The organism is Acinetobacter sichuanensis (assembly GCF_003024515.2).
Lineage (GTDB): Bacteria > Pseudomonadota > Gammaproteobacteria > Pseudomonadales > Moraxellaceae > Acinetobacter > Acinetobacter sichuanensis.
The window spans coordinates 1-25,611 of the sequence record NZ_PYIX02000025.1; the positions used below are offsets into that span (position 1 = coordinate 1).

Genomic DNA, 25,611 nt, shown 5'->3' on the forward strand with positions numbered 1-25,611 from the left:
GGGGGAAGGAAAGATAGTTTTAGTCTTACTTATATAAAAATAGTAAAGCATCTTCATGATACTTTGATATTTTTTAATATAAAGGTTTTAAGTAATTTCATATTTGATTATAATTAATTTAAATAAAATCTGTTTTTTAGATTATAGAGATGAGTATGATTGATATAAACCTTAAACAAACAGAACAGTTGAAAATGTTAATTAGTGATACATTTCAAGAGTTTTATTATCATTATAAAAGTAGTGGTATATATGCATTCGTTGTAGAGCTTAATAAAAATTTTGATATAGAATCATTTTTAATTTCAACACAATCTAGTATTTTTGATCATACTGAAAATAAGCAACAATATCTTTTGGAAGATGATAAGTGGAATATAAATAAATGGAAATTTAAAAAAGAAATTTATTATGATTTACAGTTTAATTCTTCTATAAATAATATTTATCAAAATAGTTTAATGAGTCAAATTTATGATACGGCTTTTTATGAACAAGATTTAGATGAAAAAAAAGAATGGATTATTACGGTTTTTCAACAAGCTATTGTATTTTTGATGAATGTCTATAATTTAAAAGAAGATTCTATCATTTTTCTACTTAAGTCTACTGTAGATAATCATTTATTAACTGAGCAAGCTGTTCATTTAAATCAAGCTTCTTCTTTATTATTTGAATGTATTGCGAATATTAAAATAGCTGAAAGAAATGAAGTAATTCAGACCGCTAAATTATCACAATTAGATAAAGACTTATTGATTGATCTGGCTCAAGTCGTCAAAAATATAGAACCTTATGATTCTTTATCGGTTGCTTATCAAGCATATTTATTCACTTTAGAAGGTAGTTTTCAGGATTTAAGCCCTCACATTCAAAATTTAGTGAATCATATTGCAGCACTTGAAGGACAAGAATTTGCATTAGATCGCAAAGAAATTTTAGATCGAATTAATCAATTTTATCGTATATAACTTGATTTAATATCAAATTATTTTAATGTTATATTATTCAACTAAATACTTAATTTTATAAATGATTCATGATCAGCATTTTAATCTTTATTTTTGATATAAAGATATTCTAAGGCACTGAATTTTTTATAGAACAAAGATCATAATTTTGTCATTTTAATGTTGTAATGTTCTTTTTGTTGGTGTTTTTTTGTTCTATTGCGTTGCGTTTTAATATTTATAGCTGAACAGGCTTTACGCCCTTCATTTTTTTTACGACAATATACGGCAGTTTTGAATTTTTATTCATTCTCTTATTTTTTTATATTTATTGGACTTTGATCTATGACAACCCCGCTGAATGAACGTCGTATTGCCAATGCAATTCGTGTACTCGCAATGGATGCTGTGCAAAAAGCAAACTCTGGACATCCAGGTGCGCCAATGGGGATGGCGGATATCGCAGATGTGGTGTGGCGTGAGTTTTTAAATCACAACCCAACAAATCCACAATGGGCGAACCGTGACCGCTTTGTACTTTCAAATGGTCATGGCTCAATGCTTCAATATGCATTATTACATTTGACAGGTTATGATCTTTCAATCGAAGATTTGAAAGCATTCCGCCAATTGCATTCAAAAACACCTGGTCACCCAGAGCTAGGTTATGCGCCTGGAATTGAAACCACGACAGGTCCTTTAGGTCAGGGTATTGCCAATGCGGTTGGCTTTGCGCTTGCTGAAAAAACGCTTGCTGCACAGTTCAACAAAGAAGACATTAAAGTTGTTGATCACTTCACTTATTGTTTCCTGGGTGATGGTTGCTTAATGGAAGGTATTTCCCATGAAGTATGTTCATTGGCAGGTACTTTAGGTTTAGGCAAACTCATTACTTATTATGATGACAATGGTATCTCAATTGATGGTGAAGTCGAAGGTTGGTTCTCTGACGATACAGAGCAACGTTTCTTGGCTTATGGTTGGCAAGTGCTTCGTGTAGATGGTCATGACGCTGCCGCAATCCGTGCTGCAACTGTTGAAGCACAGGCAGAAACTGCAAAACCGACTTTGATTATCTGTAAAACCATTATTGGTTTAGGTTCACCAAACAAACAAGGTAAAGAAGATTGCCACGGTGCGCCACTCGGTAATGATGAAATTGCATTAACTCGTGAAGCTTTAGGTTGGACAGAAGGTCCATTTGAAATTCCTGCTGATGTTTATACAGCTTGGGATGCTAAAGCCAAAGGCACTGCATCTGAATCTGCATGGGATGAAGTTTTTGCAGCTTATGCAGCAAAATACCCAACTGAAGCGGCTGAATTAAAACGTCGTTTAAATGGTGATTTACCTGCGGACTTTGTTGCTCAAGCAGATGCTTATATCGCTGAAGTGAATGCAAAAGCTGAAACCATTGCTACACGTAAAGCAAGCCAAAATGCAATTCAAGCATTTGCTCCACAACTTCCTGAAATTTTGGGCGGTTCTGCTGACTTAGCAGGTTCTAACCTGACGCTTTGGAAAGGTGCTAAAGGCGTAGAGTCTGATGCAGCGGGTAACTATGTGCATTATGGTGTACGTGAGTTTGGTATGACAGCCATTGCCAATGGTGTAGCACTACATGGCGGTTTCATTCCTTATGTTGCGACATTCCTGATGTTTATGGAATATGCACGTAATGCAGTACGTATGTCTGCATTGATGAAACAGCGTGTAATTCATGTCTATACACACGACTCAATCGGTTTAGGTGAAGATGGTCCTACACATCAGCCAATCGAACAAATTGCATCTTTACGCGGTACACCAAACTTAAACACTTGGCGTCCATGTGACACTGTAGAAGCTTCTATTTCATGGAAATCTGCATTGTTACGTAGCGAAGGTCCTACAGCACTTATTTTCTCTCGTCAAAACTTACCATTCCAAACCCGTACAGCAGAACAAATTGCTGATGTGGCTAAAGGTGGTTATGTGTTGGCGAAAGAAAAAGGTGAATTGAAAGCGATTATCATTGCAACAGGTTCAGAAGTTTCATTGGCAATGGAAGCATATGCACAACTTGAAGGTGTGCGTGTAGTGTCTATGCCATGTGCTGAAGAATTTGTGAAACAAGATGCGGCATACCGTGAAGCTGTTCTTCCTGCAAACATTCGTGCACGTGTAGCAGTTGAAGCTGCGCATGTAGACTACTGGTGGAAATTTGTTGGCTTGGACGGTAAAGTGATCGGTATGACCACTTATGGTGAGTCTGCACCTGCTAAAGAATTATTCCAACACTTTGGTATTACCACTGAAGCCGTTGTAAATGCAGTTAAAGAATTAACAGCTTAATGTTTTAATTGAACTGTTTAAAGACGCTCCAATAGGAGCGTTTTTTATTTTATAAATTGTTTGTAAATTGATCAGATTTTACTGGTAGTTTTTATTAAAAGGTATATAGTGTCCTGCGTCATTTCGTTTTCATGAGATATGGTGATCTAAATACCATAAGTGAGGAAAATATGAGTCTTTATGAACAAATTAGCGATGAAATTGTGCTAATGGATGCGGGTGAGCAAAAATGGATTGGTCAAGATTTACCGCTTGAATCAATGGTTGCTGTAGAATTGTTATTGCAAGATTTAGCAGATGACAAGCAAATCAAAATCCGTCGCAAAAACCATGAAAAGCAAACAGGTTTAAAGCAAATCGATCGAATTTTGGTTGAAAAGTTGTAAGTTGAAATTGGTAAATATAAAGCTCCGAAATGGGGCTTTAGTTTTTTTCCGATATAGATTCGGAACAGTTTAAATTAAAATTTTTAAAATAGTATTTTAGAGAATGAACGACTTAAATTGGTTTCTAAGCGTATTAGAAAGATTAAATTTAGATAAAAATAGCTGTAACTTCAAGGCACTAGAATTTTTATTTCATTTGAAAGATAAAGTTGCATATATCAATCCCTGTATTTTTTAAAATGAATCTCCATTGCACCCAAGCCGAGTGCAATGAAATATTCATCTTTAAGAGGAAAAATGTTAATCGTGATTTACAATATGATTTTGCTGAAATATGGCTTGTAGATCGGAGCCTGAAGGGGCTTGATAAATTTTCAAACCAAACTCAGGTAAGATTGCCATCAGATGATCAAAAATATCAGATTGAATCATCTCGTAATCTCCCCAAATTGTGGTATTGGCAAAAGCGTAAATTTCCAATGGTAAACCTTCGCTGGTTGGTTGCATTTGTCTGACCATAACTGTTTGAGTTTGAGAAATACCCGAATGCTGCTTTAAATAAGCGGTAACATAAGCACGAAAAGTTCCTATATTCGTTAAGCGACGTTGGTTGAATGTTGCATCATTTAAAAACTGTTGATTAAACTCTTTTAATTCGCTCTGTTTTTCATCTAAATAGGTATTTAATAATAAAAAAGCATTTAGTTTTTTCTGCTCCTGCGCACTTAGGAAATGCACACTATTTTGATCTATAAAAATAGAGCGTTTAATACGCCTAGCACCTAACTGTTTCATTCCACGCCAATTTTTAAAAGTATCAGTGACGAGTTTGTTGGTTGGAATAGTGGTAAATGTTTTATCAAAATTTTGTACAGTAATCGTATGTAATGACATATCAATGACATCACCATCTGCATTGAGAGAAGGCATTTCAATCCAATCGCCAATACGTACCATATCATAAGAAGAAATTTGTACCGATGCGACAACTGACAAAATCGTATTTTGAAAAACGAGCATAAGTACAGCCGCCATTGCACCAAAGCCTGCAAGTAAACTAAAGACATCTTTCTTTAAAAATGTACCTAAAATTAATAAACCGCAAACAATATAAATAATTAATTTAACAAGTTGTAAATAACCTTTGATGGGTTTATTACGTGATTTAGGAGTATTTTGATAAAATAAATTAAAAATACTGAGACATTCACTAATTGCTAATGCGATTGTCAGAAAAATAAATGCTTGAGAAAGCATTTGAATAACAGTAATAACTTTAACAGATAAATGAGGAACAGTTAGAATTCCATTAATAATAATAATCGCAGGAACAATATTTGCGATACGGCGAATGACACTATGTTCTGATAGAATTTCACTATGAGCAAATTTTAATTTAGAAATCAGTTGACGAATACCTCGTACAACGATTTGTTTCGCAATAAAATTAGCAAGTAATGCAAACAAGATCAGAATACTCAAGGATGTCAACATTTCTAACCAAGGATATTGATCTGACCAATCTTGGATGTTTTGGATAAAAGTAAACTTTTCCAAAATTAAAACCTCTATTAAATTGCGAGTGAAATATTCTATTGATTTATAATGACAATATGTTTTTGGGTAACGATTTAGCTACATTTAAGATAAAGTTTTTCACCACAAACAAACGATTTATATTGTTGATGATTATTTTTTTATTTTATTTAGCCTAAAAATTTTTAATTTAAATCATGCAATATATAAGCTTGGAAAAATAGAATAAAGATTTATACCTACAGTATCTTATGTTAACTTAAACTGAATTGATTTATGTTTTAATGAAATGAAAAAATGAATAAAAAAGGTTCTTCTATTACCAGAGTGCTTGATATTCTTGAAGCAATTTCGACTGCGAAACATCCACCTACGCCTTTAGACTTAGCGGTTGAATTGGATATTCCTAAACCGAGTATTCATCGTTTATTACAAACCTTAGAAAGCCAAGGTTTTGTGAAATATGATGCTTATGGCGGCTATGTGATTGGTGATCGCACTTATAAATTGCTGATCAGCTCATGGGAGCAAGAACCACGTAAAATGGAACGCATGGCAATTTTACAGAAACTTTCTGATCAAATTGGAGAAACATGCGGTATTGCAATTTTAAATGATAACCAAATGCTTTATACCGACCGAGTACAAACCAATTGGCCCTTACAAGTTTATTTACCTGTAGGTTCAACTGTGCCGTTATGGTGTACTTCAAGTGGTAAACTATTTTTAAGTTTTTTAGCTGTTGAGCGACAAAAGAAAATTTTAGAACTTTTGCCGATTTGCTCACTTACAAAAAATACCATTGTTGAGTCTCATTTACTCGCACAAAATTTAAAACAAATTTTTGAGCAGCAATTGGGAACAGATGATGAGGAATTTATTGCAGGAATGGTGGCTTGTTCAGTGCCTATTTTAAAAGATGATGCAATTATTGCCTGTTTGTATACGCATGCGCCGACTATACGTAAATCACTACAGGATTTATTAAACTTCGAACCTTTATTGCGTCAAGCAGCACAGGATTTGGAGCAATTGATCAACATCAAATAAACTATCAGATTTAACAAGAAAAACCGCAATGGTTATTGCGGTTTTTTTCATCGTAAAAGAGATTAAATTTAGTTTAAAGTTGGCATGGCAAATTGTGCACCTTCACGGACATTTGCTGTTGGCCAACGCTGAGTAATGGTTTTGCGGCGTGTATAAAAACGTGCACCATCTGGACCATACGCAGATAAATCACCAAATAATGAACGTTTCCAACCGCCAAAACTATGATAAGCCACTGGCACTGGTAGTGGAATGTTAATACCAACCATACCTACTTTGATATGATCGCTAAAATAGCGTGCTGCTTCACCATCACGGGTATAAATACAGGTGCCATTACCATATTCATGCGCATTGATTAAATCCATTGCCTCTTGCATGCTATTTACACGTACCACTTGTAATACAGGACCAAAAATTTCTTCTTTATAGCTGGTCATTTCAGGTTGAACTTGATCAATGAGTGTTGCACCCACATAAAAACCATTTTCATAGCCAGCAGGAGCAGCTTTTCGACCATCAACGACAATCTTGGCACCTTGCTGTTCTGCACTATCAATATAACCAACGACTTTGGTTTTATGTTGTGCTGTAATGACTGCACCAAAATCATTATTTTTATCTGAAAAATGCCCATATTTCAGGGATTGCATTGCTTCAGATAATTTTTCAATCATTTCATCAGCGATTTGATCACCGACAGCAACAGCGACAGAGAGCGCCATACAGCGTTCACCTGATGAGCCAAAGGCAGCACCAAGAAGTGAGCTAACAACGTTATCTAAATCTGCATCTGGCATGACAATGGCATGATTTTTTGCCCCGCCCAAAGCTTGGCAACGCTTACCTTGGGCAGTTGCTGTACTATAAATATATTCAGCAATTGGCGTTGAACCAACAAAGCTGACAGCTTCGATACGTGGGTCATGGAGTAAAGTATCAACAGCTTCTTTATCGCCATTCACAACATTTAATACACCATCGGGTAAGCCTGCTTCTTTTAAAAGTTGTGCAATAAATAAGGTTGATGAAGGATCACGTTCTGAAGGTTTTAACACAAAAGTATTGCCACAGACGATTGCCATAGGGAACATCCAGAGAGGCACCATCACAGGGAAATTAAATGGCGTAATTCCTGCAACGACACCGAGTGGTTGGAATTCACTCCAAGAATCAATAGAAGGTCCAACATTTTTACTAAATTCGCCTTTTAAAAACTCGGGTGCACCACAAGCATATTCGACATTTTCAATGCCTCGTTGTAATTCACCTGCGGCATCATGCACAATTTTACCGTGTTCTTCACCTATGAGCTGGCAAATTTTATCAGCATTTTTTTCAAGTAATTCTTTGAATTTAAACATAACACGTGCACGTTTAATGACGGGTGTATTACGCCATTCAGGAAAAGCAGCTTCTGCGGCAGCAATCGCTTGTTCAACCGTGACTTTACTTGCAATTGCAACTTCTTTGCCCTGTATCCCTTCTGATGGATGATAAACTGCTTGAGTGCGTGTATGGTCGTAATTGATAGCACCATTGATAAAATGTCCGATCATATCCATGATAAATTTCCTCTGAAAAAACTGTTAAATCATTGAGTTGTTATAAAAGTGTGGTGTATTTAATGCATTTAAAAAGTTTAGTTATGACCAAAGTTGTTGGTATAACTGCACCATTTCACTGACGCTTGGAACACGTGGATTGTTGTTTGGAGAACCTGAAGCTAAAGCTTGTTCAGCCATTGTTTGCACAACTTGATCAAAATCAGCTTTTTGTACACCAAACTCAGCCAATGTGGGAACTTGCAAATCGCGATTAATTTCGATTAAAGCTTGAACCAATTTTTCATTAGCACTGTCATGTGAGTCATCAATATGCGCAACACCCATTGCTTTAGCACAATCTGCATAACGTTCAGGCGCTGCTTGAATTGAATAAGCTGTAATACTCGGTAAAAGCATAGCGTTTGAAAGCCCGTGTGGAACGTGGAAAAACGCGCCAATTGGACGACTCATCCCATGTACCAACGCTACAGAAGCATTGGAAAATGCAATGCCTGCAAGGGTAGAGCCAAGCATCATTTTTTCACGAACTTGCTCATTATCAGGTTGGTGATACGCTTTTTGTAAATTTGCAGCGATGAGCTTCATCGCTGCAAGTGCTTGGGCATCACTATATAAGCTGGCTTTTTTGCTCACATAAGCTTCAATCGCATGTGTTAAAGCATCTATACCGGTATCTGCCGTAGTACGTGCAGGCAATGACATGGTCAGCTCATAGTCCACAATGGCTGCGACAGGTAAAAATCCAATTCCTGCGCACAGCATTTTTTCACTTGTGGCATCATCAGTAATAATGGTGAAACGAGTGCATTCAGACCCTGTACCTGCTGTCGTTGGTATGGCAATGATCGGTAAACCTGTTTCATTGACTTGGCGTGGAAATTTATAGTCACGAATATTGCCACCAAATTTTCCTAAGATACTGATCGCTTTTGCACTATCAATCGGACTACCGCCACCAACAGCAATAATGGCATCATATTGATGTGTTTTGACATGTTCAACGCCTGCTTCAATAGAACTCGAAGTCGGTTCTGGAATGGTTTGGTCAAAGTAATCAGAATCAATACCAGCATTATTCAAAATCTCTTGAATTTTAGTGATATAACCTAAAGACACCATCACTTTATCAGTAATAATTAAGGGCTTTTTACAACCTAGTGCAGCCAGAATATCAGGCAGTTTGCTGCGTGAATTTTTACCAATTTCCATCATACGAGGGAGTTGAATACTATGTGACATAAAATTTCCTTGTCATTTATCATTTTTAAATTATTGAGTTAAAAAGAACCAAACATTGTGCCAAGCGTAATTACGCCTATTAATGCGATTAATGGAATAATCACAGCAATAATGAACATGTCATAGTAAGATTGTTTATGTGTTAAACCACATAAAGCGATGATCGTAATAACAGCACCATTATGAGGAAGTGAGTCGAGTGCACCTGATGCCATAGAAGCGACCCGATGCATGAGCTCTGGAGAAATGGAAAATTGTTGCGCTAAATTCATATAAGTTTCACCCATTGTATTGAGTGCAATACTTAAACCACCAGAAGCCGAGCCTGTGATACCAGCCAGTACGTTAATGACAATCGCTTCGGAAATAAGCGGGTTATTGGGTGCAAGTCCGACTAAAAAATCACGTAAAATAATAAATCCTGCTAATGAAGCAATGACAGAACCATAACCAACTTCAGAGGCAGTATTGAAAATCGGCAAAAATGATGAAGACACGCCTTGTTGTAAAGAATCTTTTAAATTTGCAATGTATTTCCAATTTAAAACAATGATCGTGAGGCAAGCAAGAATCAGTGCGCAAATGATTGCCCATAAACCAACAACAGAACTGAGAGAAGTATTCCCAAATTTATCCGTTGCTAAATAAGCAGTATCTAGATTTGGTAAAATAAGTTTAGTTAAAACAAGGTTGATAATGATAACGACAAAAATCGGAGTCATAGCAATCATTAAACTCGGACTTTCACTTTGCGTTAATTCCTTTGAATAATGATGACTTTCAACATGTTGACCATAACCTTCTTGGTTCAAATGTGCTGAATTAACACGTTTATTGAGCCACCACATACCTGAAAATAAAATAAAAATAGAGGCCAGAATTCCTAAACCTGGTGCTGCATATAAGTCTGTATTAAAAAATGGCATTGGAATCGCATTTTGAATAGCAGGTGTACCAGGAAGTGCTGTCATGGTAAATGTAAGAGCACCTAATACAATGGCTGCTGGAATCAGACGTTTTGGAATACCTAACTCTTTAAATAATGCAGCTGCGATCGGAAATACTGCAAAACCAACTACAAATAATGACACACCGCCATAAGTTAAGATTGCACAAGATAATACAATCGATAACATGGCACGTTTATGCCCTAATTTTTCAACAAAAAAATTCGCAATTGTTTTTGCTGAACCTGAGTCATCCATTAATTTACCAAATACTGCTCCCAACAAAAATAAAGGGAAATATTTGATGATGTAACCGCCTAGACCTGTCATAAAAATTTGAGAATAAAAACCTAATACTTCGTGACTGAGTCCACTCCAAAGTACAGCAAAAAGTGCCAATAGTGGTGCAAGTATGATGACACTGTAGCCTCGATACGCTAAATACATCAGCAATATCAAAGACAGGATTATTCCGATAAGCCCGATCATTGTTTTACGTCCTGTTTTTATAATATCCATATAATGATACATTTCGTATCATTATTAATTTATATAGCGTAATTTTACATAAGTCAACAGCAACGATTGACAACACTTCTAGGTATTAAAAAAATATCCAAAAATTATGTTAAGAAAGAACATATAACAGCGATTGAAATGTGTAATTAGTATATATTATATTGAAAAATATGAATTAATTTGTATTTTAAAGATTGGGTATGATGTACTTAATCAGTTGAATCTTGTTGAATATTTTTCTTAAAATGAACACTTTTGATTGTTTTGAAGCATAAGAGAGGAAAATAATCTCAAACTATATTTTTTGGATGATAAAAAAACCGAGTGCTTAGACTCGGTTTTTATATTGAAACAATAATTATTTTTCTACAAATGCGCGTTCGATCACATAGTCACCTAACACACCCATTTTTGGTGATTCTTTAAGACCATGTTGGTCAAGTAAAGCTGCAACATCGTCAAGGAAAGCAGGGCTACCACATAACATTGCACGGTCAGTTTCAGGGTTGAAACGTGGTAAACCAATTTTTTCAAATAGTTGACCTGATTCAATTGCAGTAGTTACACGACCTTGCGTATGGAAGTCTTCACGTGTCACAGTTGGGTAATACACTAATTTTTCACGAATACCTAATTCTTGGAAAAACTCGTGATTTGGAAGTTCATCTAAGATTAGATCTTGATAAGCTAGTTCTGAAATAAAACGTGTGCCGTGAACAACAATGATTTTTTCAAAGCGTTCATAAGTTTCAGGGTCACGAATCGTTGACAAAAACGGTGCAAGACCTGTGCCTGAAGAAAGAAGATATAAATTTTTACCCGGATTTAAATCATCAAGAACTAATGTTCCTGTTGGTTTTTTTGAAATAAGGATATCATCGCCGACTTTTACTTTTTGTAAAATTGAAGTTAAAGGACCATCTGGTACTTTAATAGAGAAAAACTCTAACTCTTCTTCGTAGTTAGCACTTGCAATAGAATAAGCACGCATTAAAGGCTTACCATTGACTTCAAGTCCAATCATCACAAATTGACCATTTTTAAAACGTAAAGTGGTATCACGTGTTGTTTTAAAACTGAATAATGTGTCATTCCAGTGGTGTACGTGAGTAATCTTTTCGACGTTGAAAGCAGCCATTAAAGGTCTCAATAAATTATCAAATTAGAACAGCTTACTATTCTAATCTAAAATCATTCTCGATAAACTGAATATATTTAATTGAGCTTATCAGAAAAAGTGATTATGACTGAGTTGACTTTGCCTATTATTGGTTATATGCATTCTCCTTACAAGGAAAAATTTGGTATTCCACGCCAACCAAATTTGGTACAAGTTGAATCTTATATCGAGATGCTTGCACCTTATAATGATCTTTTAGCCTTTGAAGGAATTGAAGAATTTAGTCATTTATGGCTGGTTTGGCAATTTCATGAAAATAAGAATATAGAAGAAAATCAAAAATTTAGACCACAAGTTCGTCCGCCACGTTTAGGGGGGAACAAAAAAATAGGCGTGTTTGCAACACGCAGTATGTATCGTCCTGCACCTATAGGTTTGTCGGTCGTACAACTTAAAAAAGTGGAAAAAGTAGGAAAATCGGTGCGTATTTATTTAACAGGAAGTGACCTATTAGAAGGCACACCGATCATTGATATCAAGCCTTATATTCAATATTCAGATGCTCTGATGAATGCGACGAGTGGTTATGCACAACAAGAGCCGATCAGAAAAAAAGTTGTTTGGTCTGAAAATGTACAATTAACTTTAGAAAACTTATTGAAAACTCAGAAAATTACAGCACAAACGCAATATGAACTTGAACAAGTGCTGTCTTTAGACCCACGTCCAGCCTATCAAGAAGATGAATCACGTGTGTATAAAATGAAATTTTCTAATTTAGATGTGAGCTTTAAGGTCAGCCAAGTAGATGTTGAAATTATTGAGGTGCAAGTCTTAGCCTGATTTTTTTACACAAGATTTCATTAGAAACTTATAGAAATAAAATATTGAGATCTTGTGTAAATGGTTGCATGTCTAAGCTACCAATCGCACCTAGATCTAAACAATATAAAGTCAAATCATTTTCGATATTGGAAATGAAATATCCCTGATCACCTTCTTGTCCAATCATTAAATAATGAGGCTCATGAACTTGGATTTGGTAGGTTTTATTACGTTCAATGAGGTCAAAAGCATTATAAAAACAAATAAAAACATCTTCTTCATTCTCTTTACATTCAACTTCAAAAATAGCTTGGTCTTGAATAATATGAATTAGAACTTTTTGATAATATAAGGGGAGCGTATATTTCCAATAATCTTCAATTTTTTTAATATGACTTAATATAGCATGATGCATATTTAACCTTCAGTGTTTGTGTGATTTAACCGATGATCTCATGATTTAAAACATTTATTGGATTATGAACCAAAAACTGCCAATAGATTGAAGCTCTATTTAATTATCAAATATTTTAGGCTTCTTTCTAGATGACTTAATTCAAAGAAGCCTTTTAGCATTAAATTATTTTAAAACTTCAAAGTCGGCATATTCATAAATTTTTTCAGCATTTATTTCATAAATTGCATCTAGAAATGCCACATTAAAACTGCCTACAGATTGCGTTTTTTCAAAAGCGAGTTTACCTGCAATAGCAAAATGGATATGTGCTGCTAATGCTGCTAATGTGGGCGTTGTAACAGCACCATAGGCTGCAATTAAGGCACCTAAAGCACAACCTGTTGCAGTCACTTTGGGTTGTAAATAACTGCCACCATTGACTTTAATGGTGATGTCTAATTCTTTTGATAAAATAAAATCAGACTCGCCTGAGATTGCAACACATTCGGTACATTCTAAAAGTGTTAAGGCGGTTTGATAAACATCATCACTTGCAAGCGTACTATCTACACCTTTGGATTGTACTTGATTTCCTGCTAGCGTACTGATTTCTGAAGCATTACCGCGAATAATCGTGGGTTTTAATAAAACAAGTTGATCGACCATTTCGCTACGCCACTTTAAAAATGTACCATAACCGACAGGGTCAAGTACCCAAGGCATTGCTTTGATTTGAGCAGTTTGAGCAGCAATTTTCATTGCTTGCATTTGTTCTGTTGTTGGCGTACCAAGATTTATACTTAGGGCTGAGGCAATATTTGCAAAACTTTCAGCTTCAAAAGGGTTGTCAATCATGGCAGGAGAAGCTCCTGCGGCAAGTAGAACATTTGCAACATAATTAGCTGCAACACTATTGGTAATACAGTGAACCAAGGGTTGTTGTGTATGTAGTAATGTCCAAGCTTCGATCACTTTCTCAAGTAAAGTTTCTGTTTGAATGGATTGTGCAGAAATATTTTCAAGCTGATTCATATTCAGTCCTTACTGAGTAAAGTAATGGTCTTGGTGTTTACAACGATTACAAAATGTCGAAATTGAGTTGTTGGCATCATATTCGATACTTAATTCTGTAGAGCCACAGTGCATACAATTAAATTTTGAAAAAAACTCCATACGCGGTTTGATATTATGCCAAATATGCTGAATCGTTTGAGCAATATAATTTTCATCTAATTTAATAAATTGGAATAAAAATATTTCACTCATACGACTGAATTTTAAATCGAATGGACGAGGTAAGGTTGAAATTTCAAATTTTCTTTCAATCGATGTTCGACGATATTCTTCAAGGGTTTTACGGAGTTTGTTGGTATTATTAAAATCTGTATTTTGAAGATCAAGCGCATTATTTTGTTGGTGTAAATAATCTAATGCAGTTTGAATCATATAATAAATTTGACCTAAGGATAAATAGTTTAATAAATAATCGCAATAATCCTTAAATTTTTTATTTCCTGAAAATTTAACACCTAATCTTTTACAATAATATTGAGTAAATTCAACAATTTCATTATAAAAAATAATGAATAGCGTATTTTTTACTTCTTCAGCTTGTTGAAATGGTGCACCATATTTAAAATCTTCAAAAAACCATTGTCTTAATCTTTGATAAATTGTATATAGTGATGGTTCTAAAAAGCGGTCAACTCGAACATCAAGATAATAGCTATTGTCATCATCTTTTAAAGTGACCATTCTTCTTTTACTAATCACATGATATTTTTCAAGCCGATAGAGAATTGTACTTTGTAGAGAATAAGTCGAGGCTAATTTTTCCCATTTTAATTTTTCAAAATTAATAAACTCATGCTCAAAATAATCATTATGCATAGTTTTTTCTAAAACAGAGAGCAAAAATAATTTATCAATTAAATATAAACTTGAAAGTGGACGTATATTTAAAACCTTTTTATGGTTTGGACTAGCTTCATCTTTAGATGAAAGCAAATTTTGCGAACAGTTTTGACAGGTACACTGCATCGCATCTGATTCAGATATTTTATGTTCACAATGTGTGCACTCAAAATATTCTAAAGGAACATCATTGAGTTCAGCTGAAACGAGAAACATAGAGGCTTTACAAAGAGGACAAAAACTACTTTCATCATGTTCTTTTTGTAGAATTAGGAGCGCCATAATTAATCTAAATGCTAAAGTTGACATGAGTATAAAATTTTATGTCATAGAATGCTAATTTTCACTTTGAGTATGGAGAAGTGTTGAATGATCAAAAAAATCAAAAACTATTTTTTATAATATGGGTTTTAGAAAGCGGGTTAGAAACGTTAAAAAATGCGTGTTATGTTCATTGATGATAAGTGATTTTTATTGCTATTTTTAGTTGAAAAATCACATTTACAACTGAATAAGTATCAACTAAAAGCCTCACGTTGATATAAGGCTTTTAATTGATTTAAACTTATTTTGCAGCTTCTTCAGTTGCTACAACTGCACTAGCAGAAGCTTCTGAAACAACGACAGTTTCTTGAGCAACAGCTTCAGTCGCAGCAGGTGTTTCTGCTTGATTTTCAGCAGCAATAGCAATTGCACATTGTGTAGAAATGAGAGCAGCAAGACAAAGCTTAGATACAGTTTTCATGTATAATCCTTAAAAAAATAAGTTTAAAACGAGATTCCGAACTTTAAAGAAGAAAATATGTTTAATGTGTTGTGATATGTGATTTTTATGTAAGTAAAATACGTGAAAATTAACATAATATTTGATGTTTAATGCATTTTTAAAAATTTATGTGATATGTGTAAAGTATAAGCAAAGTGTACCAGAGTAAACAGTTATAAATTGACAATGTGTAAATGGCTTAAAATAAACAGCAATCACAGACTGTTGAGCACTTATTGAAAGTTATTAAATAAAAGTGACATAAAGCACAATGGTTTATTCACTTTTTAGTCATGAAAATGAAATATATCTGAAATAAACTGAGTGCTATTAAATCACCCGTTGTGGAAAAATGTGATGAAATTAAATCTTGCACTTGCTGTACTTCTTATCGCTCCTTTAACTTTAGTTGCTTGTTCAAAACAAGAAAAAGCACCTGCTGCTGAGCAAGGTTCAAGTTCTGCCGCGGTTGCACCTGAAGCGACTTCAGAAAAAGTAACGCCAGAACAACAAGCAGCGATTGATGCATTGGATCAACCTGTATTAGATGAAAAAAATACAGATGTTCCTGCTGAGAAAGCCAATGCACCAGCAGATGCGGCAACACCTGAAGCAGCTGAAGAACCTGCAAAAGCTCAATAATTTAAATCGCTTTGTTGTTATTTGTTAAAAGTCCCTGCATTTGCAGGGCTTTTTTTTGAAATAGTCAATATTGTTGCTGAATTGAAACAAATCACAGGGTAGAATATGCCACATTACCTGGGAGGATATTATGGCTCTTATTTCATTGCGCCAGCTCTTGGATCATGCCGGTGAACACAATTACGGCGTTCCAGCGTTTAACGTAAACAACTTAGAACAAATGCGTGCAATCATGTTAGCCGCAGATGAAACAAATTCACCTGTAATCGTGCAAGCTTCGGCAGGTGCGCGTAAATATGCAGGTGCTCCATTCTTACGTCACCTTATTTTGGCAGCGATTGAAGAATGGCCACATATTCCAGTGGTAATGCATCAAGATCATGGTACAGACCCTGATGTATGTCAACGTTCAATCCAATTAGGCTTTTCATCAGTGATGATGGATGGTTCTTTGGGTGCAGATGGTAAAACACCAACATCTTATGAATATAATGTTGATGTCACTCGTCGTACAGTTCAAATGGCACATGCATGTGGTGTTTCTGTTGAGGGTGAAATTGGTTGTTTGGGTAGCCTTGAAACAGGTATGGCGGGTGAAGAAGATGGCGTAGGCGCAGAAGGCGTACTTGACCATTCACAACTTCTCACTTCTGTTGAAGAAGCTCGTAGCTTTGTTGCAGATACTAATGTTGATGCGCTTGCAATTGCAGTAGGTACTTCACACGGTGCGTACAAATTTACACGTCCACCTACAGGCGACATTTTGGCAATTGACCGTATTAAAGAAATTCATGCGGCACTTCCAAATACACACCTTGTAATGCACGGTTCAAGCTCTGTGCCACAAGAATGGTTGGCTGTGATTAATCAATACGGCGGCGACATCAAAGAAACTTATGGTGTTCCTGTTGAACAATTGGTTGAAGCAATCAAACACGGTGTACGTAAAATCAACATCGATACAGATTTACGTTTAGCATCTACAGGCGCAATGCGTCGCATGATGGCTGAACAACCAAGTGAATTTGATCCACGTAAATTCTTTGCAAAAACTGTAGATGCGATGAAACAAATCTGTGTAGATCGTTATACAGCATTTGGTACAGCGGGTAATGCAGATAAGATTCGTCCAATTTCTTTAGAGAAAATGGTTGAACGTTATAAATAATTATTATTAGATTATTTATAAAATAAAAGCCCACATTTTGTGGGCTTTTTCTTGAACTAAAAATGGAATAAAAGGATCGTAATGGAGCTTATTTTTTCAGCAGCCTTGTGTAGTGTACTGGTTTCGATCCTGCTTAAAATTGCAAAAAACAAAGGTTATGATACCTTGCAAATGATTGCATGGAATTATGTAATAGCCAGTATTTTAAGTTATTTTTGGTTTAAACCTGATCTTGCTCATATTTCAATTTTGAATACACCATGGTGGCTGATTATTGTTTTAGGCGTGGTTTTACCCAGTATTTTTTTATGTCTAGCAAAATCTTTGCAAACAGCAGGTATTCTCAAAACTGAACTTGCTCAGCGTTTATCCGTAGTTTTGTCTTTATTAGCAGCTTATTTTTTATTTCAAGAACAGTTTAATCCCTTGAAAATGGTGGGTACGATTTTAGGAGTAGTTGCAGTACTTTTTATTGTTCTTTCACAAAAACAATCAGTTGAGCATACCGTTGAACAAAAAGGCGTTTTCTTTTTATTGAGTGTGTGGATTGGTTATGCGCTGGTTGATATTTTATTAAAATATACAACGAGTTTGGGATTACAATTTGCTGTGACATTAAACTTAATGTTTATTGCAGCGTTTATTTTTACAATTTTTTATTTAGTACTTAAAAAAACACAATGGCAAAGTAAAAATGTGGTGGCTGGTGTTGCTTTAGGGCTATTAAATTTTGCCAATATTACACTGTATGTTAAGGCACATATGTTGTTAAAGGATTCCCCAGCTATTGTTTTTGCAGGTATGAATATTTTGGTGGTGCTATTGGGTGTTGCTGCTGGACTGATTGTTTTTAAAGAAAAATTGAAATTATTCAATTTAGTAGGATTATTTTTGGGATTAATTGGCGTGATATGTTTGGCTTTGGCGATCTAAGCTTTATGTTTTTGAAAAGTCGATTCAAATATTAATTTGGTTATTAAAGTCATTAAAACATCATATTTTGATCATAAAAGTTTAAAAAATAGAGTGGAAAATAGGCGAGAGCTTTCTTTGTAGTGGTGTATGTGCCATGAATCAAGACCTATTTTCTACGCTATCTGCTTCACTTTATCAAAACCAAGTACAACTTATTGCTATGCGTGAAGAACATGAACCAGACTTGATGAAAGTCTGTCAAGATGGTCGTTTATGGGAATTACATTATACGTCTGTGCCTCATTATTTAGAAATGGGAATATATATTCGTAAAGCTTTAGCGCAAAAATCTGAAGGTACACGTATTCCTTTTGTGGTCATGGATCAACATACAGGGCAGATTGTGGGTACAACCAGTTTTCGAGATTTTGATTGGGATGTGCGCCGAGTAGAAATAGGTTATACGTGGTATGCACAATCTGTGCAACGTAGCCATATTAATACGCAGTGCAAATTTCTTTTGTTGCAACATGCTTTTGAAGTTTTACAACTCAATTCAGTTATTTTACGTACAGATATTTTGAACCTAAAAAGCCAAAAAGCGATTGAACGAATTGGAGCAAAACGTGATGGGGTTTTACGTCAGGATGCTTTAAGAAAAGATGGTTCAATTCGAGATACGGTGATGTTTAGTATCGTGAGTGATGAGTGGAGTGAGATAAAAAGGCATTTAAATAAATTACTTATCACGATATAAGTGGAAATAAAAAAGATATTCAATAATCAGCAACTATCTAAATGCAAACGATGTTTACCACAGTGAATACATTGAAACAGATAAGCACTGAAATCGCTGTCCGTAGTGAGATGATGTTGTACCCATTCTAATGACATACCTGAATATTCAATATCCTCAAGTATTTCATGCAAAATGGGGTGTAATAATTCACTGGTGGCATAATTGATAAACTTACACGGTTCATTACAGTGAATTAACCAAACCTGCTGCTGCCAACTGACATAACTTGGTGTGCGATAACAGATCTGATCGACAAATTCATCAGAAATGGGATATAAAACATTCACGATTTCATCTTCATCAATAAACTCAACATTTTCAATGCTCATATCATTATTGAATGAACCCTGATAAAGCTTCGCAGCTGCGCCATTTTCAATACACCATGGGCAAATATAATCTGGTTCATTTAAACTGTAGAAGGAACAACTGTATTTTAAATCACATTTTTGGTTGCAAATCGAGCAAACTCCATCTTCTTTTTCAAAAATATTTAGTGCGTAGGCATTAGGGTGATATTTAAAGTACGGATAATTCATTATTTTAATTGACCTAATTTATTTATATTCTGAGTATTCAACAATAAAACGCTTCTCTAAAACTTTCAATCAACTCAGGCGGTACGCGAGTTGTTTGAGCATTAGTACGCATAAAAAGTTCACCTTTATAATAAAGTGGTCGATCAGCTTTATTACATTTAAACACTAAAATGGTTTTTCCATGAATTTGAATATCTTCAAGTGTCGAATAAATATTGGAAATTTTGTGACTTTCATGCGCGAGTTTGTCAATCAAACTACGTTTCATCAAGTCTAACGAATTATTAAAAAAATCTTGCATTTCTTGTTCTATTCCCACGATTTTTAAATCATCAGAAACCCCAATAAATACATAACCATTTCGTGTATTCATAAAGGCAAAACAAGCTTTTGCCCATTTATCAGACTTGCGGTTAGTTAATAAGTCTGTAGTACGTTCCTTAAATTCAACGCGTTGATTTTCTCCAAGATGAATTAAGTTGAGATAATAATCAATATGGGGCTTTTGCTGATAATGTTGCAAGGTCGTTTTAATCTTTTCTAAGGATGTATAAGCGACTACGGTTTCAAGATTGTGAATATTTTGCCATTGGTAAATCAGTTTGATTTTATGCTCGATAGAAACATCTGAGTCTGCTAAAAAATCAAAACTCTGATTTAAAACCTTTAAAATTTCACTATAAATTTCATGGCTATGGATCGGGATTGAGATTTTATTAAAAGTTTCTTTTATTCGTATAATTTTTTTTTGAAACTCAAAAGGCTCTTGATAAAAACTTAAATATTTAAACTCATTTAAAATATGTTCATAGGGGCGATGGAAAGAAGCAGGAAAAAGTTGTTTAGGAGGAGTGTCGATATATTTTTCTATTTTTTGAAAATAATGTTTCAGTGTGGAATATTTTAAAGATTGATAAATATTAATTTCAAATTTTTCAGAAAGCTCTTTGGTGGTATAGGACTGAAAAAATAATAAAGTTTGGATTTCTTTATAGCTATTGGGGTAGTCATGCCAATGGGTTTCTAAAAACTCATTAAAGTTCTTAAATTTATTGGTGATATATGTGTTTAAATCCATCACACACCTTTTCCTTGACTGTATGGTATTTTGTATTTTCAACAAATATGTCAACAGACTATTTATATCACCTTATGTATAAGTGATTTATATTTAGAAATAAAGATACGGTGTTATTTTGTGCGCTAAAATTGTTAGAAAATATACCAAATATTTCAGTTTGGTGAATTAAAAATACAAGAGATTAAAGTCAGGTGATAATCAATCATATAAACGATAAACCCCACTAAAACGTTCACAACCTTTTTGCTCTGTTTTAATCGTTAAAATAGCTTTTTGAAAATCAAGTCGATATTTACAATCATGTTCATTATCTAGAATCTCATTTTTTTTATCAGGCGTGGTATAAGATAATAAAGAAATAATCTGTTTATCTTTGTGATTATTTGGGTTTCGATAAGCCAAGCCTTCAATTTTAATACGATCTTTGGTGAGTTGATGTACTTGAATGTGAACAGGTTGTTTGGATATTTCCCCTTGTTCATATTTGATAAAGTGTTGCGTTAAACTTTGATTCATCGAGGTATAAAAATTTAAATCTTCTAAACGAATATCAAATTGTTGTTGAAAGCATTCACTTGATTTACATTGTTGTAAACGATTTAACCAAAGGCGGTTACTATCATAAAGTAAGCGAATAGGCGCATCAGTGACAAGGTATGCTGTTAAATATTTTTCATTTAATTCTGTGCGTAAAATTTCAAATTGACTTGAGCATATTTTCTTTAATACAGTAGTGTTTTGCTGTTGACAGTCAATAGGCAAAGCGTGCGCCACTGAAGTAAGGGCACAGCTTAAAATAAAACCAGATAAAAGGTTTTGAATAGGATTAAATTCTGTATTCAACAGCATGATCGCTTATACTTTCACAATGTTTGCATCCGTACTATAGCGAATTCGAAAGTACGAATACAAGATTTTTAAAAATTAAACATAGCATAAAGGAACTGAAAATGATCATACCGATTCGTATTGGGCAAGGAATGGATGTACATGCCTTTGAAGAAGGTGATTTTGTGACTTTAGCAGGGATTCAAATTCCGCATACGCAAGGGTTAAAAGCACATTCTGATGGGGATGTTGTTCTGCATGCGCTCAGTGATGCATTACTTGGTGCTTTAGCCTTAGGAGATATCGGTCAGCATTTTCCAGATACAGATCCAGAGTTTAAAGGTGCGGATAGTCGTAAACTCTTAAAACATGTGTATCAACTTATTTTAGATCGTGGTTATGTACTCAATAATGCTGATATTACTGTGGCATGCGAGCGTCCAAAATTAGCAAAACATAATTTAGCAATGCGTCAAAGTATTGCAGATGTATTGGATGTTGATGTTACTCAGATTAGCATTAAAGCAACAACGACTGAAAAGTTAGGTTTTACAGGTCGTCAGGAAGGAATTTTATCGACTGCGACAGTGTTGATTAGTCATCACAGTAAATAATATTAAAAATTGCTGAAATAGAGATTTATGCTTTATTTCAGCAAAATGTGCAGATTAATGTTGCCAAAAACCCGCAATGATTTGATGCGTGTGTTGATGTTGAAATAAATATAATGCGCCATAAGCAAAAATATATGAACCTTGTAAGGTTGAATCTAAATAATAGTCTTCATCGATTTGCAAATAAAACTGATAATCTTGTTGGAGATGCTCAAAATAACAGGCAGTATCTTGGATTAATTTTGGCTGTTCTGAATAAGTAATAAAGTTAAATTTGGACTGATGAACATGTTGAAAAGGGCTTAAATAGCTTTTACATAGATCAGGAAGGCAGAAAGCAACGGCATTTCCTTCAGGTGAGGCATCATGTTCAAAAACTTCAATAGCAATATCAGGGAAAATTTGCTGATCAATACGAGTATTAAAATCGTTATGTACAAAGATACTTAAATATTTTTCAGGATTTTCTTTTTTCTGAATGGTTAAATAGAAACGATAATCTTCAAAGGTAGATAATTTGTCGGTCAGAATTGCTGGAGGAAAACCACCAATCCAACCGATTGCATCAGTTGGATGGTCATTGTAAATTTTTGAGATGAAATTCATTAAGCAAAATGGTCAGCATTCATCAAAGAATGTTGCAAATCCAAAGTCGATTTACGACCTTGCAATTGTAAGCTGACAGCATGAATTAATCCTGTCCAAGTTTCATTGGGTTCCCAAATTTTATGCATCAACTCTTGAGCTGTAGGCATGTCCATATCCATAAAATATTGACGATATAAATATATTAAGCTGCTGACACGCATATTTTTAGCACAATGTACCCAAACCATTTTTTCTTGTACAAGGTGTGCAAGCATGTCTAAAATAAATAAGCATTGATCATCGGCTGGCGTATCCCAAGAGATCGGAATTTGAATATAATTTAACCCAAGTTCAGCACAAATTTTATCTTCATGTTCGAGATGTGGATTTGCATCTGTAAATGCCAGATTAATAATTGTATCAACGCCGTATTCTTTAATCTGTTTCAACTGTTCAGCAGTAGGTTGTCCTGAAGTGAGTAGGTGTTCATGGACAAACTGAAAGTCTGCGATTTGACTGAGTTCTTGTTCAAGTTCGTTCATAGCATTCTTACAGGTATACAAAAAAATATAATGACATCATAAACAAAAAACGCCATCTATGTAGATGACGTTTTTAGATTAATTAACGATTTGGCAATATTTCTTTTAAAGCCGCATCCATTTCAAGTAAGGTTTTTTCTGTTGTTTCCCAGTCAATACAACCGTCTGTGACAGATTTACCGTATTCAAGATCACATAGATTTGCAGGAATATCTTGACGTCCACCTTTAAGATGACTTTCAACCATAATACCTACAATTGACTTATTACCATCTAAAATTTGCTCTGTGATATTTTTCAATACCAAAGGCTGTAAGTATGGGTCTTTATTTGAGTTAGCATGACTGGCATCAATCATGATTTTGTTGCTCACTTTTGCTTTAGCAAGCGCATTTTCAGCTTCCACAACAGAACCAGCATCATAGTTTGGTTTACCATTACCACCACGTAATACAACGTGTGCATAAGGGTTACCTTTAGTGCGAATAACAGAAACTTGTCCTTCGTTATTTAAACCTAAGAAACTATGACCATGTTTTACAGATTGCATTGCATTGGTTGCAACGGTTAATCCGCCATCTGTACCATTTTTAAAGCCAACTGGTGAAGATAAACCAGATGACATTTCACGGTGGGTTTGGCTTTCAGTAGTACGCGCACCAATTGCAGACCAAGAAATCAGGTCTTGATAATATTGTGGTGAGTTTGGATCAAGTGCTTCAGTTGCACAAGGCAAACCTTTTTCGTTGAGCTCAACTAAAAGCTGACGACCTAGACGTAAACCTTTTTCAATATTGAATGAATCATTCATATCAGGGTCGTTAATTAGACCTTTCCAACCTACAGTCGTACGTGGTTTTTCAAAATAAACTCGCATAATAATATAGAGTGTATCTTTGACTTTTTCACTCAGTACTTTTAAGCGATCAGCATATTCATGAGCTGCTTTTGTATCATGAATTGAACATGGACCAATGACGACAAATAGACGTTTATCATTGCCATCTAAAATATTGCGAACAGTTTCACGACCATGAAGTACAGTTTGATAGGCAGTTGCTGTTAATGGTAATTCTGCTTTTAATTCTGCTGGAGTAACAAGTGTTTGAATGCTTTGGACATTCACATCATCAATATCTGATTGAGTAATAGGATTAGACTGTTGTGTATTCATTGCCGTCACTGGGTATTAGATCATACAAAAAGTATTTTTAGTAATTTGAATATAACATGAATTGATTCAAGTTTTGTTCAAATAAATCATTAAAACTTTAGCATCAATACATAATTATTAGTTATGTATAAGTGGATAATATTAAACTTGATATCGTTGGTCAATCTGAATCAACATTGCAGTTTGTGGTTTTTCTACAGGTTTGCTTTTTACAGGATTGATAATAAAGTTGACACCAAGCGCAAATAAGGTGATTCCTAAAATTTTACGAATGAGTTTTTCAGGCATACGAGAACTGATCAGTGTACCCACAATAATCGCTGGAATTGAACCCACTAGTAACCATCCAAGTAAATGGAAATCGACATTACCTGAAGTCATATGTGCAAAGCCTGCAACAGACGTTAATAACACTGCATGTACAACGTCAGAACCAATTATTCGGATCATGGGTAGATTTGGAAACATTAAAATTAATGCCATAATGCCAAATGCGCCTGCACCTACAGATGACAAGGTAACAAAGACACCCAGTACAACTCCCATGATGATCACATAGAGCTTTTTACCTTCAATATTAAAAGCTTGCTCTGATAAATTCCCTTTTTTTTCTACACGTATTTTGTCAAAAAAGCGCTCAATCTGTGCTCTAAACATAATTGAAAGCCCAGTGAGTGTGAGCATAAAGCCCAAAACCATTGTTAACACTGTTTTATAATGTGTAGAGTTACTTAGATAGTTATCTAAAACCCAATGTGTAATAAATGATGCAGGAATACTACCAAGTGCTAACCATAAAACAATGGGCCAGACGATATTGAGTTTTTTGGCATGCACCAAAGAACCACAAAATTTTGAAATCGCGGCATAAAGCAGGTCTGTTCCAATGGCAATGTGAGGTTCAATTCTAAATAGACTAATAAGAATAGGGGTCATTAATGAGCCACCACCCACACCAGTAATACCAACACAAAAACCAACGAGTACGCCAGCTAAAATAAACTCAACAGGACCAACCATGACTGAATTGCCAAATATCAAAAAACTGGCATATCTTATGACTTTTTAATATAAGTCGTTGTCTTGATTGTTGATTTACTTATTCTAAAAAATGCTAAAGTAAAAACGAACTATGAGATTAATCAACAATATTAGAATTCTGTTCAATCA

At 34.7% G+C, this 25,611-nt stretch carries 26 protein-coding genes; 10 read left to right on the forward strand and 16 right to left on the reverse strand.

The features are described 5' to 3' along the window. Positions 1-155: 155 nt before the first annotated feature. The 3 genes from C9E89_RS14055 to C9E89_RS14065 all read left to right on the forward strand — a co-directional run bounded on the left by C9E89_RS14055 (position 156) and on the right by C9E89_RS14065 (position 3,670). Entirely contained in the window at positions 156-971 is an 816-nt protein-coding gene (locus tag C9E89_RS14055) for a hypothetical protein (protein ID WP_107009036.1), read from the forward strand. Positions 972-1,295: 324 nt separating this feature from the next. Beyond that, positions 1,296-3,284, forward strand: coding sequence for a transketolase (gene tkt / locus C9E89_RS14060; protein WP_107009035.1), 1,989 nt, complete (start codon positions 1,296-1,298; stop codon positions 3,282-3,284). Between the two features lie 170 nt (positions 3,285-3,454). Then, a complete protein-coding gene (locus C9E89_RS14065) occupies positions 3,455-3,670 on the forward strand; it encodes a hypothetical protein (RefSeq protein WP_107009034.1) in 216 nt (71 codons plus the stop codon). Positions 3,671-3,970: 300 nt separating this feature from the next. Here the strand turns inward: C9E89_RS14065 and C9E89_RS14070 are convergent, their stop codons facing one another. Next, on the reverse strand, positions 3,971-5,227 hold the full coding sequence (locus C9E89_RS14070; protein ID WP_107009033.1) for a mechanosensitive ion channel family protein: 1,257 nt from the start codon (positions 5,225-5,227) through the stop codon (positions 3,971-3,973). A gap of 276 nt (positions 5,228-5,503) precedes the next feature. Here C9E89_RS14070 and C9E89_RS14075 point away from each other — a divergent pair, with 276 nt between their 5' ends. Beyond that, positions 5,504-6,256 (forward strand): IclR family transcriptional regulator, encoded by a 753-nt coding sequence (locus C9E89_RS14075; protein ID WP_107009032.1) that lies wholly within the window; start codon positions 5,504-5,506, stop codon positions 6,254-6,256. A 68-nt stretch (positions 6,257-6,324) separates the two neighbouring features. On the opposite strand, the gene C9E89_RS14080 is transcribed toward C9E89_RS14075, so the two are convergent. The 4 genes from C9E89_RS14080 to C9E89_RS14095 all read right to left on the reverse strand — a co-directional run bounded on the left by C9E89_RS14080 (position 6,325) and on the right by C9E89_RS14095 (position 11,667). After that, the gene (locus tag C9E89_RS14080; protein ID WP_107009031.1) at positions 6,325-7,821 is read right to left on the reverse strand and encodes a CoA-acylating methylmalonate-semialdehyde dehydrogenase; all 1,497 of its coding nucleotides are present in this window, start codon (positions 7,819-7,821) and stop codon (positions 6,325-6,327) included. Between the two features lie 81 nt (positions 7,822-7,902). Further along, positions 7,903-9,063 (reverse strand): iron-containing alcohol dehydrogenase, encoded by a 1,161-nt coding sequence (locus tag C9E89_RS14085; protein WP_107009030.1) that lies wholly within the window; start codon positions 9,061-9,063, stop codon positions 7,903-7,905. Positions 9,064-9,101: 38 nt separating this feature from the next. After that, positions 9,102-10,499 carry a GntP family permease gene (locus C9E89_RS14090; RefSeq protein ID WP_107009041.1) on the reverse strand — a complete coding sequence of 466 codons (1,398 nt, stop codon included), beginning with the start codon at positions 10,497-10,499 and terminating at the stop codon, positions 9,102-9,104. 388 nt (positions 10,500-10,887) lie between these two features. Then, positions 10,888-11,667 carry a ferredoxin--NADP reductase gene (locus tag C9E89_RS14095; protein WP_107009029.1) on the reverse strand — a complete coding sequence of 260 codons (780 nt, stop codon included), beginning with the start codon at positions 11,665-11,667 and terminating at the stop codon, positions 10,888-10,890. Positions 11,668-11,772: 105 nt separating this feature from the next. Here C9E89_RS14095 and tsaA point away from each other — a divergent pair, with 105 nt between their 5' ends. Beyond that, positions 11,773-12,492 carry a tRNA (N6-threonylcarbamoyladenosine(37)-N6)-methyltransferase TrmO gene (gene tsaA / locus C9E89_RS14100; protein WP_171405137.1) on the forward strand — a complete coding sequence of 240 codons (720 nt, stop codon included), beginning with the start codon at positions 11,773-11,775 and terminating at the stop codon, positions 12,490-12,492. A 28-nt stretch (positions 12,493-12,520) separates the two neighbouring features. Here the strand turns inward: tsaA and C9E89_RS14105 are convergent, their stop codons facing one another. From C9E89_RS14105 to C9E89_RS14120, 4 genes are all read right to left on the reverse strand, one after another. Further along, positions 12,521-12,889 carry an SMI1/KNR4 family protein gene (locus C9E89_RS14105; protein ID WP_107009028.1) on the reverse strand — a complete coding sequence of 123 codons (369 nt, stop codon included), beginning with the start codon at positions 12,887-12,889 and terminating at the stop codon, positions 12,521-12,523. Positions 12,890-13,054: 165 nt separating this feature from the next. Further along, the gene (gene thiM / locus C9E89_RS14110) at positions 13,055-13,903 is read right to left on the reverse strand and encodes a hydroxyethylthiazole kinase (protein WP_107009027.1); all 849 of its coding nucleotides are present in this window, start codon (positions 13,901-13,903) and stop codon (positions 13,055-13,057) included. A gap of 9 nt (positions 13,904-13,912) precedes the next feature. Next, complete coding sequence (locus C9E89_RS14115; RefSeq protein WP_107009026.1) at positions 13,913-15,067, reverse strand: hypothetical protein; 1,155 nt, start codon at positions 15,065-15,067, stop codon at positions 13,913-13,915. Between the two features lie 283 nt (positions 15,068-15,350). Next, positions 15,351-15,530, reverse strand: coding sequence for a hypothetical protein (locus C9E89_RS14120; RefSeq protein ID WP_107009025.1), 180 nt, complete (start codon positions 15,528-15,530; stop codon positions 15,351-15,353). Positions 15,531-15,908: 378 nt separating this feature from the next. Here C9E89_RS14120 and C9E89_RS14125 point away from each other — a divergent pair, with 378 nt between their 5' ends. The 4 genes from C9E89_RS14125 (at position 15,909) to C9E89_RS14140 (ending at position 19,033) form a co-directional block, all read left to right on the forward strand. Then, positions 15,909-16,193 carry a hypothetical protein gene (locus C9E89_RS14125; RefSeq protein WP_107009024.1) on the forward strand — a complete coding sequence of 95 codons (285 nt, stop codon included), beginning with the start codon at positions 15,909-15,911 and terminating at the stop codon, positions 16,191-16,193. Between the two features lie 130 nt (positions 16,194-16,323). Further along, positions 16,324-17,361 (forward strand): class II fructose-bisphosphate aldolase, encoded by a 1,038-nt coding sequence (fba, locus tag C9E89_RS14130; RefSeq protein WP_107009023.1) that lies wholly within the window; start codon positions 16,324-16,326, stop codon positions 17,359-17,361. Positions 17,362-17,442: 81 nt separating this feature from the next. Beyond that, complete coding sequence (locus tag C9E89_RS14135) at positions 17,443-18,294, forward strand: DMT family transporter (protein ID WP_107009022.1); 852 nt, start codon at positions 17,443-17,445, stop codon at positions 18,292-18,294. 136 nt (positions 18,295-18,430) lie between these two features. Continuing rightward, positions 18,431-19,033, forward strand: coding sequence for a GNAT family N-acetyltransferase (locus tag C9E89_RS14140; RefSeq protein ID WP_107009021.1), 603 nt, complete (start codon positions 18,431-18,433; stop codon positions 19,031-19,033). 26 nt (positions 19,034-19,059) lie between these two features. Here C9E89_RS14140 and C9E89_RS14145 read toward each other — a convergent pair whose 3' ends face one another. The 3 genes from C9E89_RS14145 to C9E89_RS14155 all read right to left on the reverse strand — a co-directional run bounded on the left by C9E89_RS14145 (position 19,060) and on the right by C9E89_RS14155 (position 21,544). Then, entirely contained in the window at positions 19,060-19,614 is a 555-nt protein-coding gene (locus C9E89_RS14145) for a CbrC family protein (RefSeq protein WP_107009020.1), read from the reverse strand. Positions 19,615-19,651: 37 nt separating this feature from the next. Then, complete coding sequence (locus tag C9E89_RS14150; RefSeq protein ID WP_107009019.1) at positions 19,652-20,692, reverse strand: AlbA family DNA-binding domain-containing protein; 1,041 nt, start codon at positions 20,690-20,692, stop codon at positions 19,652-19,654. Positions 20,693-20,893: 201 nt separating this feature from the next. Next, the gene (locus C9E89_RS14155; RefSeq protein ID WP_107009018.1) at positions 20,894-21,544 is read right to left on the reverse strand and encodes an A1S_1983 family putative colistin resistance protein; all 651 of its coding nucleotides are present in this window, start codon (positions 21,542-21,544) and stop codon (positions 20,894-20,896) included. Between the two features lie 101 nt (positions 21,545-21,645). On the opposite strand from C9E89_RS14155, the gene ispF reads away from it, so the two are divergent. Further along, complete coding sequence (gene ispF, locus C9E89_RS14160; RefSeq protein WP_107009017.1) at positions 21,646-22,137, forward strand: 2-C-methyl-D-erythritol 2,4-cyclodiphosphate synthase; 492 nt, start codon at positions 21,646-21,648, stop codon at positions 22,135-22,137. 54 nt (positions 22,138-22,191) lie between these two features. On the opposite strand, the gene C9E89_RS14165 is transcribed toward ispF, so the two are convergent. The 4 genes from C9E89_RS14165 to C9E89_RS14180 form a co-directional block, all read right to left on the reverse strand. Continuing rightward, on the reverse strand, positions 22,192-22,743 hold the full coding sequence (locus C9E89_RS14165) for a hypothetical protein (RefSeq protein WP_107009016.1): 552 nt from the start codon (positions 22,741-22,743) through the stop codon (positions 22,192-22,194). Then, the gene (locus C9E89_RS14170; protein WP_107009015.1) at positions 22,743-23,267 is read right to left on the reverse strand and encodes a protein tyrosine phosphatase family protein; all 525 of its coding nucleotides are present in this window, start codon (positions 23,265-23,267) and stop codon (positions 22,743-22,745) included. Before C9E89_RS14170 ends, C9E89_RS14165 begins: the two co-directional genes overlap by 1 nt. An 82-nt stretch (positions 23,268-23,349) precedes the next feature. Then, positions 23,350-24,441, reverse strand: a complete 1,092-nt coding sequence (locus C9E89_RS14175) for a 3-deoxy-7-phosphoheptulonate synthase (protein WP_107009014.1) — start codon at positions 24,439-24,441, stop codon at positions 23,350-23,352. Positions 24,442-24,582: 141 nt separating this feature from the next. Beyond that, the gene (locus tag C9E89_RS14180) at positions 24,583-25,461 is read right to left on the reverse strand and encodes a sulfite exporter TauE/SafE family protein (protein ID WP_107009013.1); all 879 of its coding nucleotides are present in this window, start codon (positions 25,459-25,461) and stop codon (positions 24,583-24,585) included. Between the last annotated feature and the right edge of the window lie 150 nt (positions 25,462-25,611).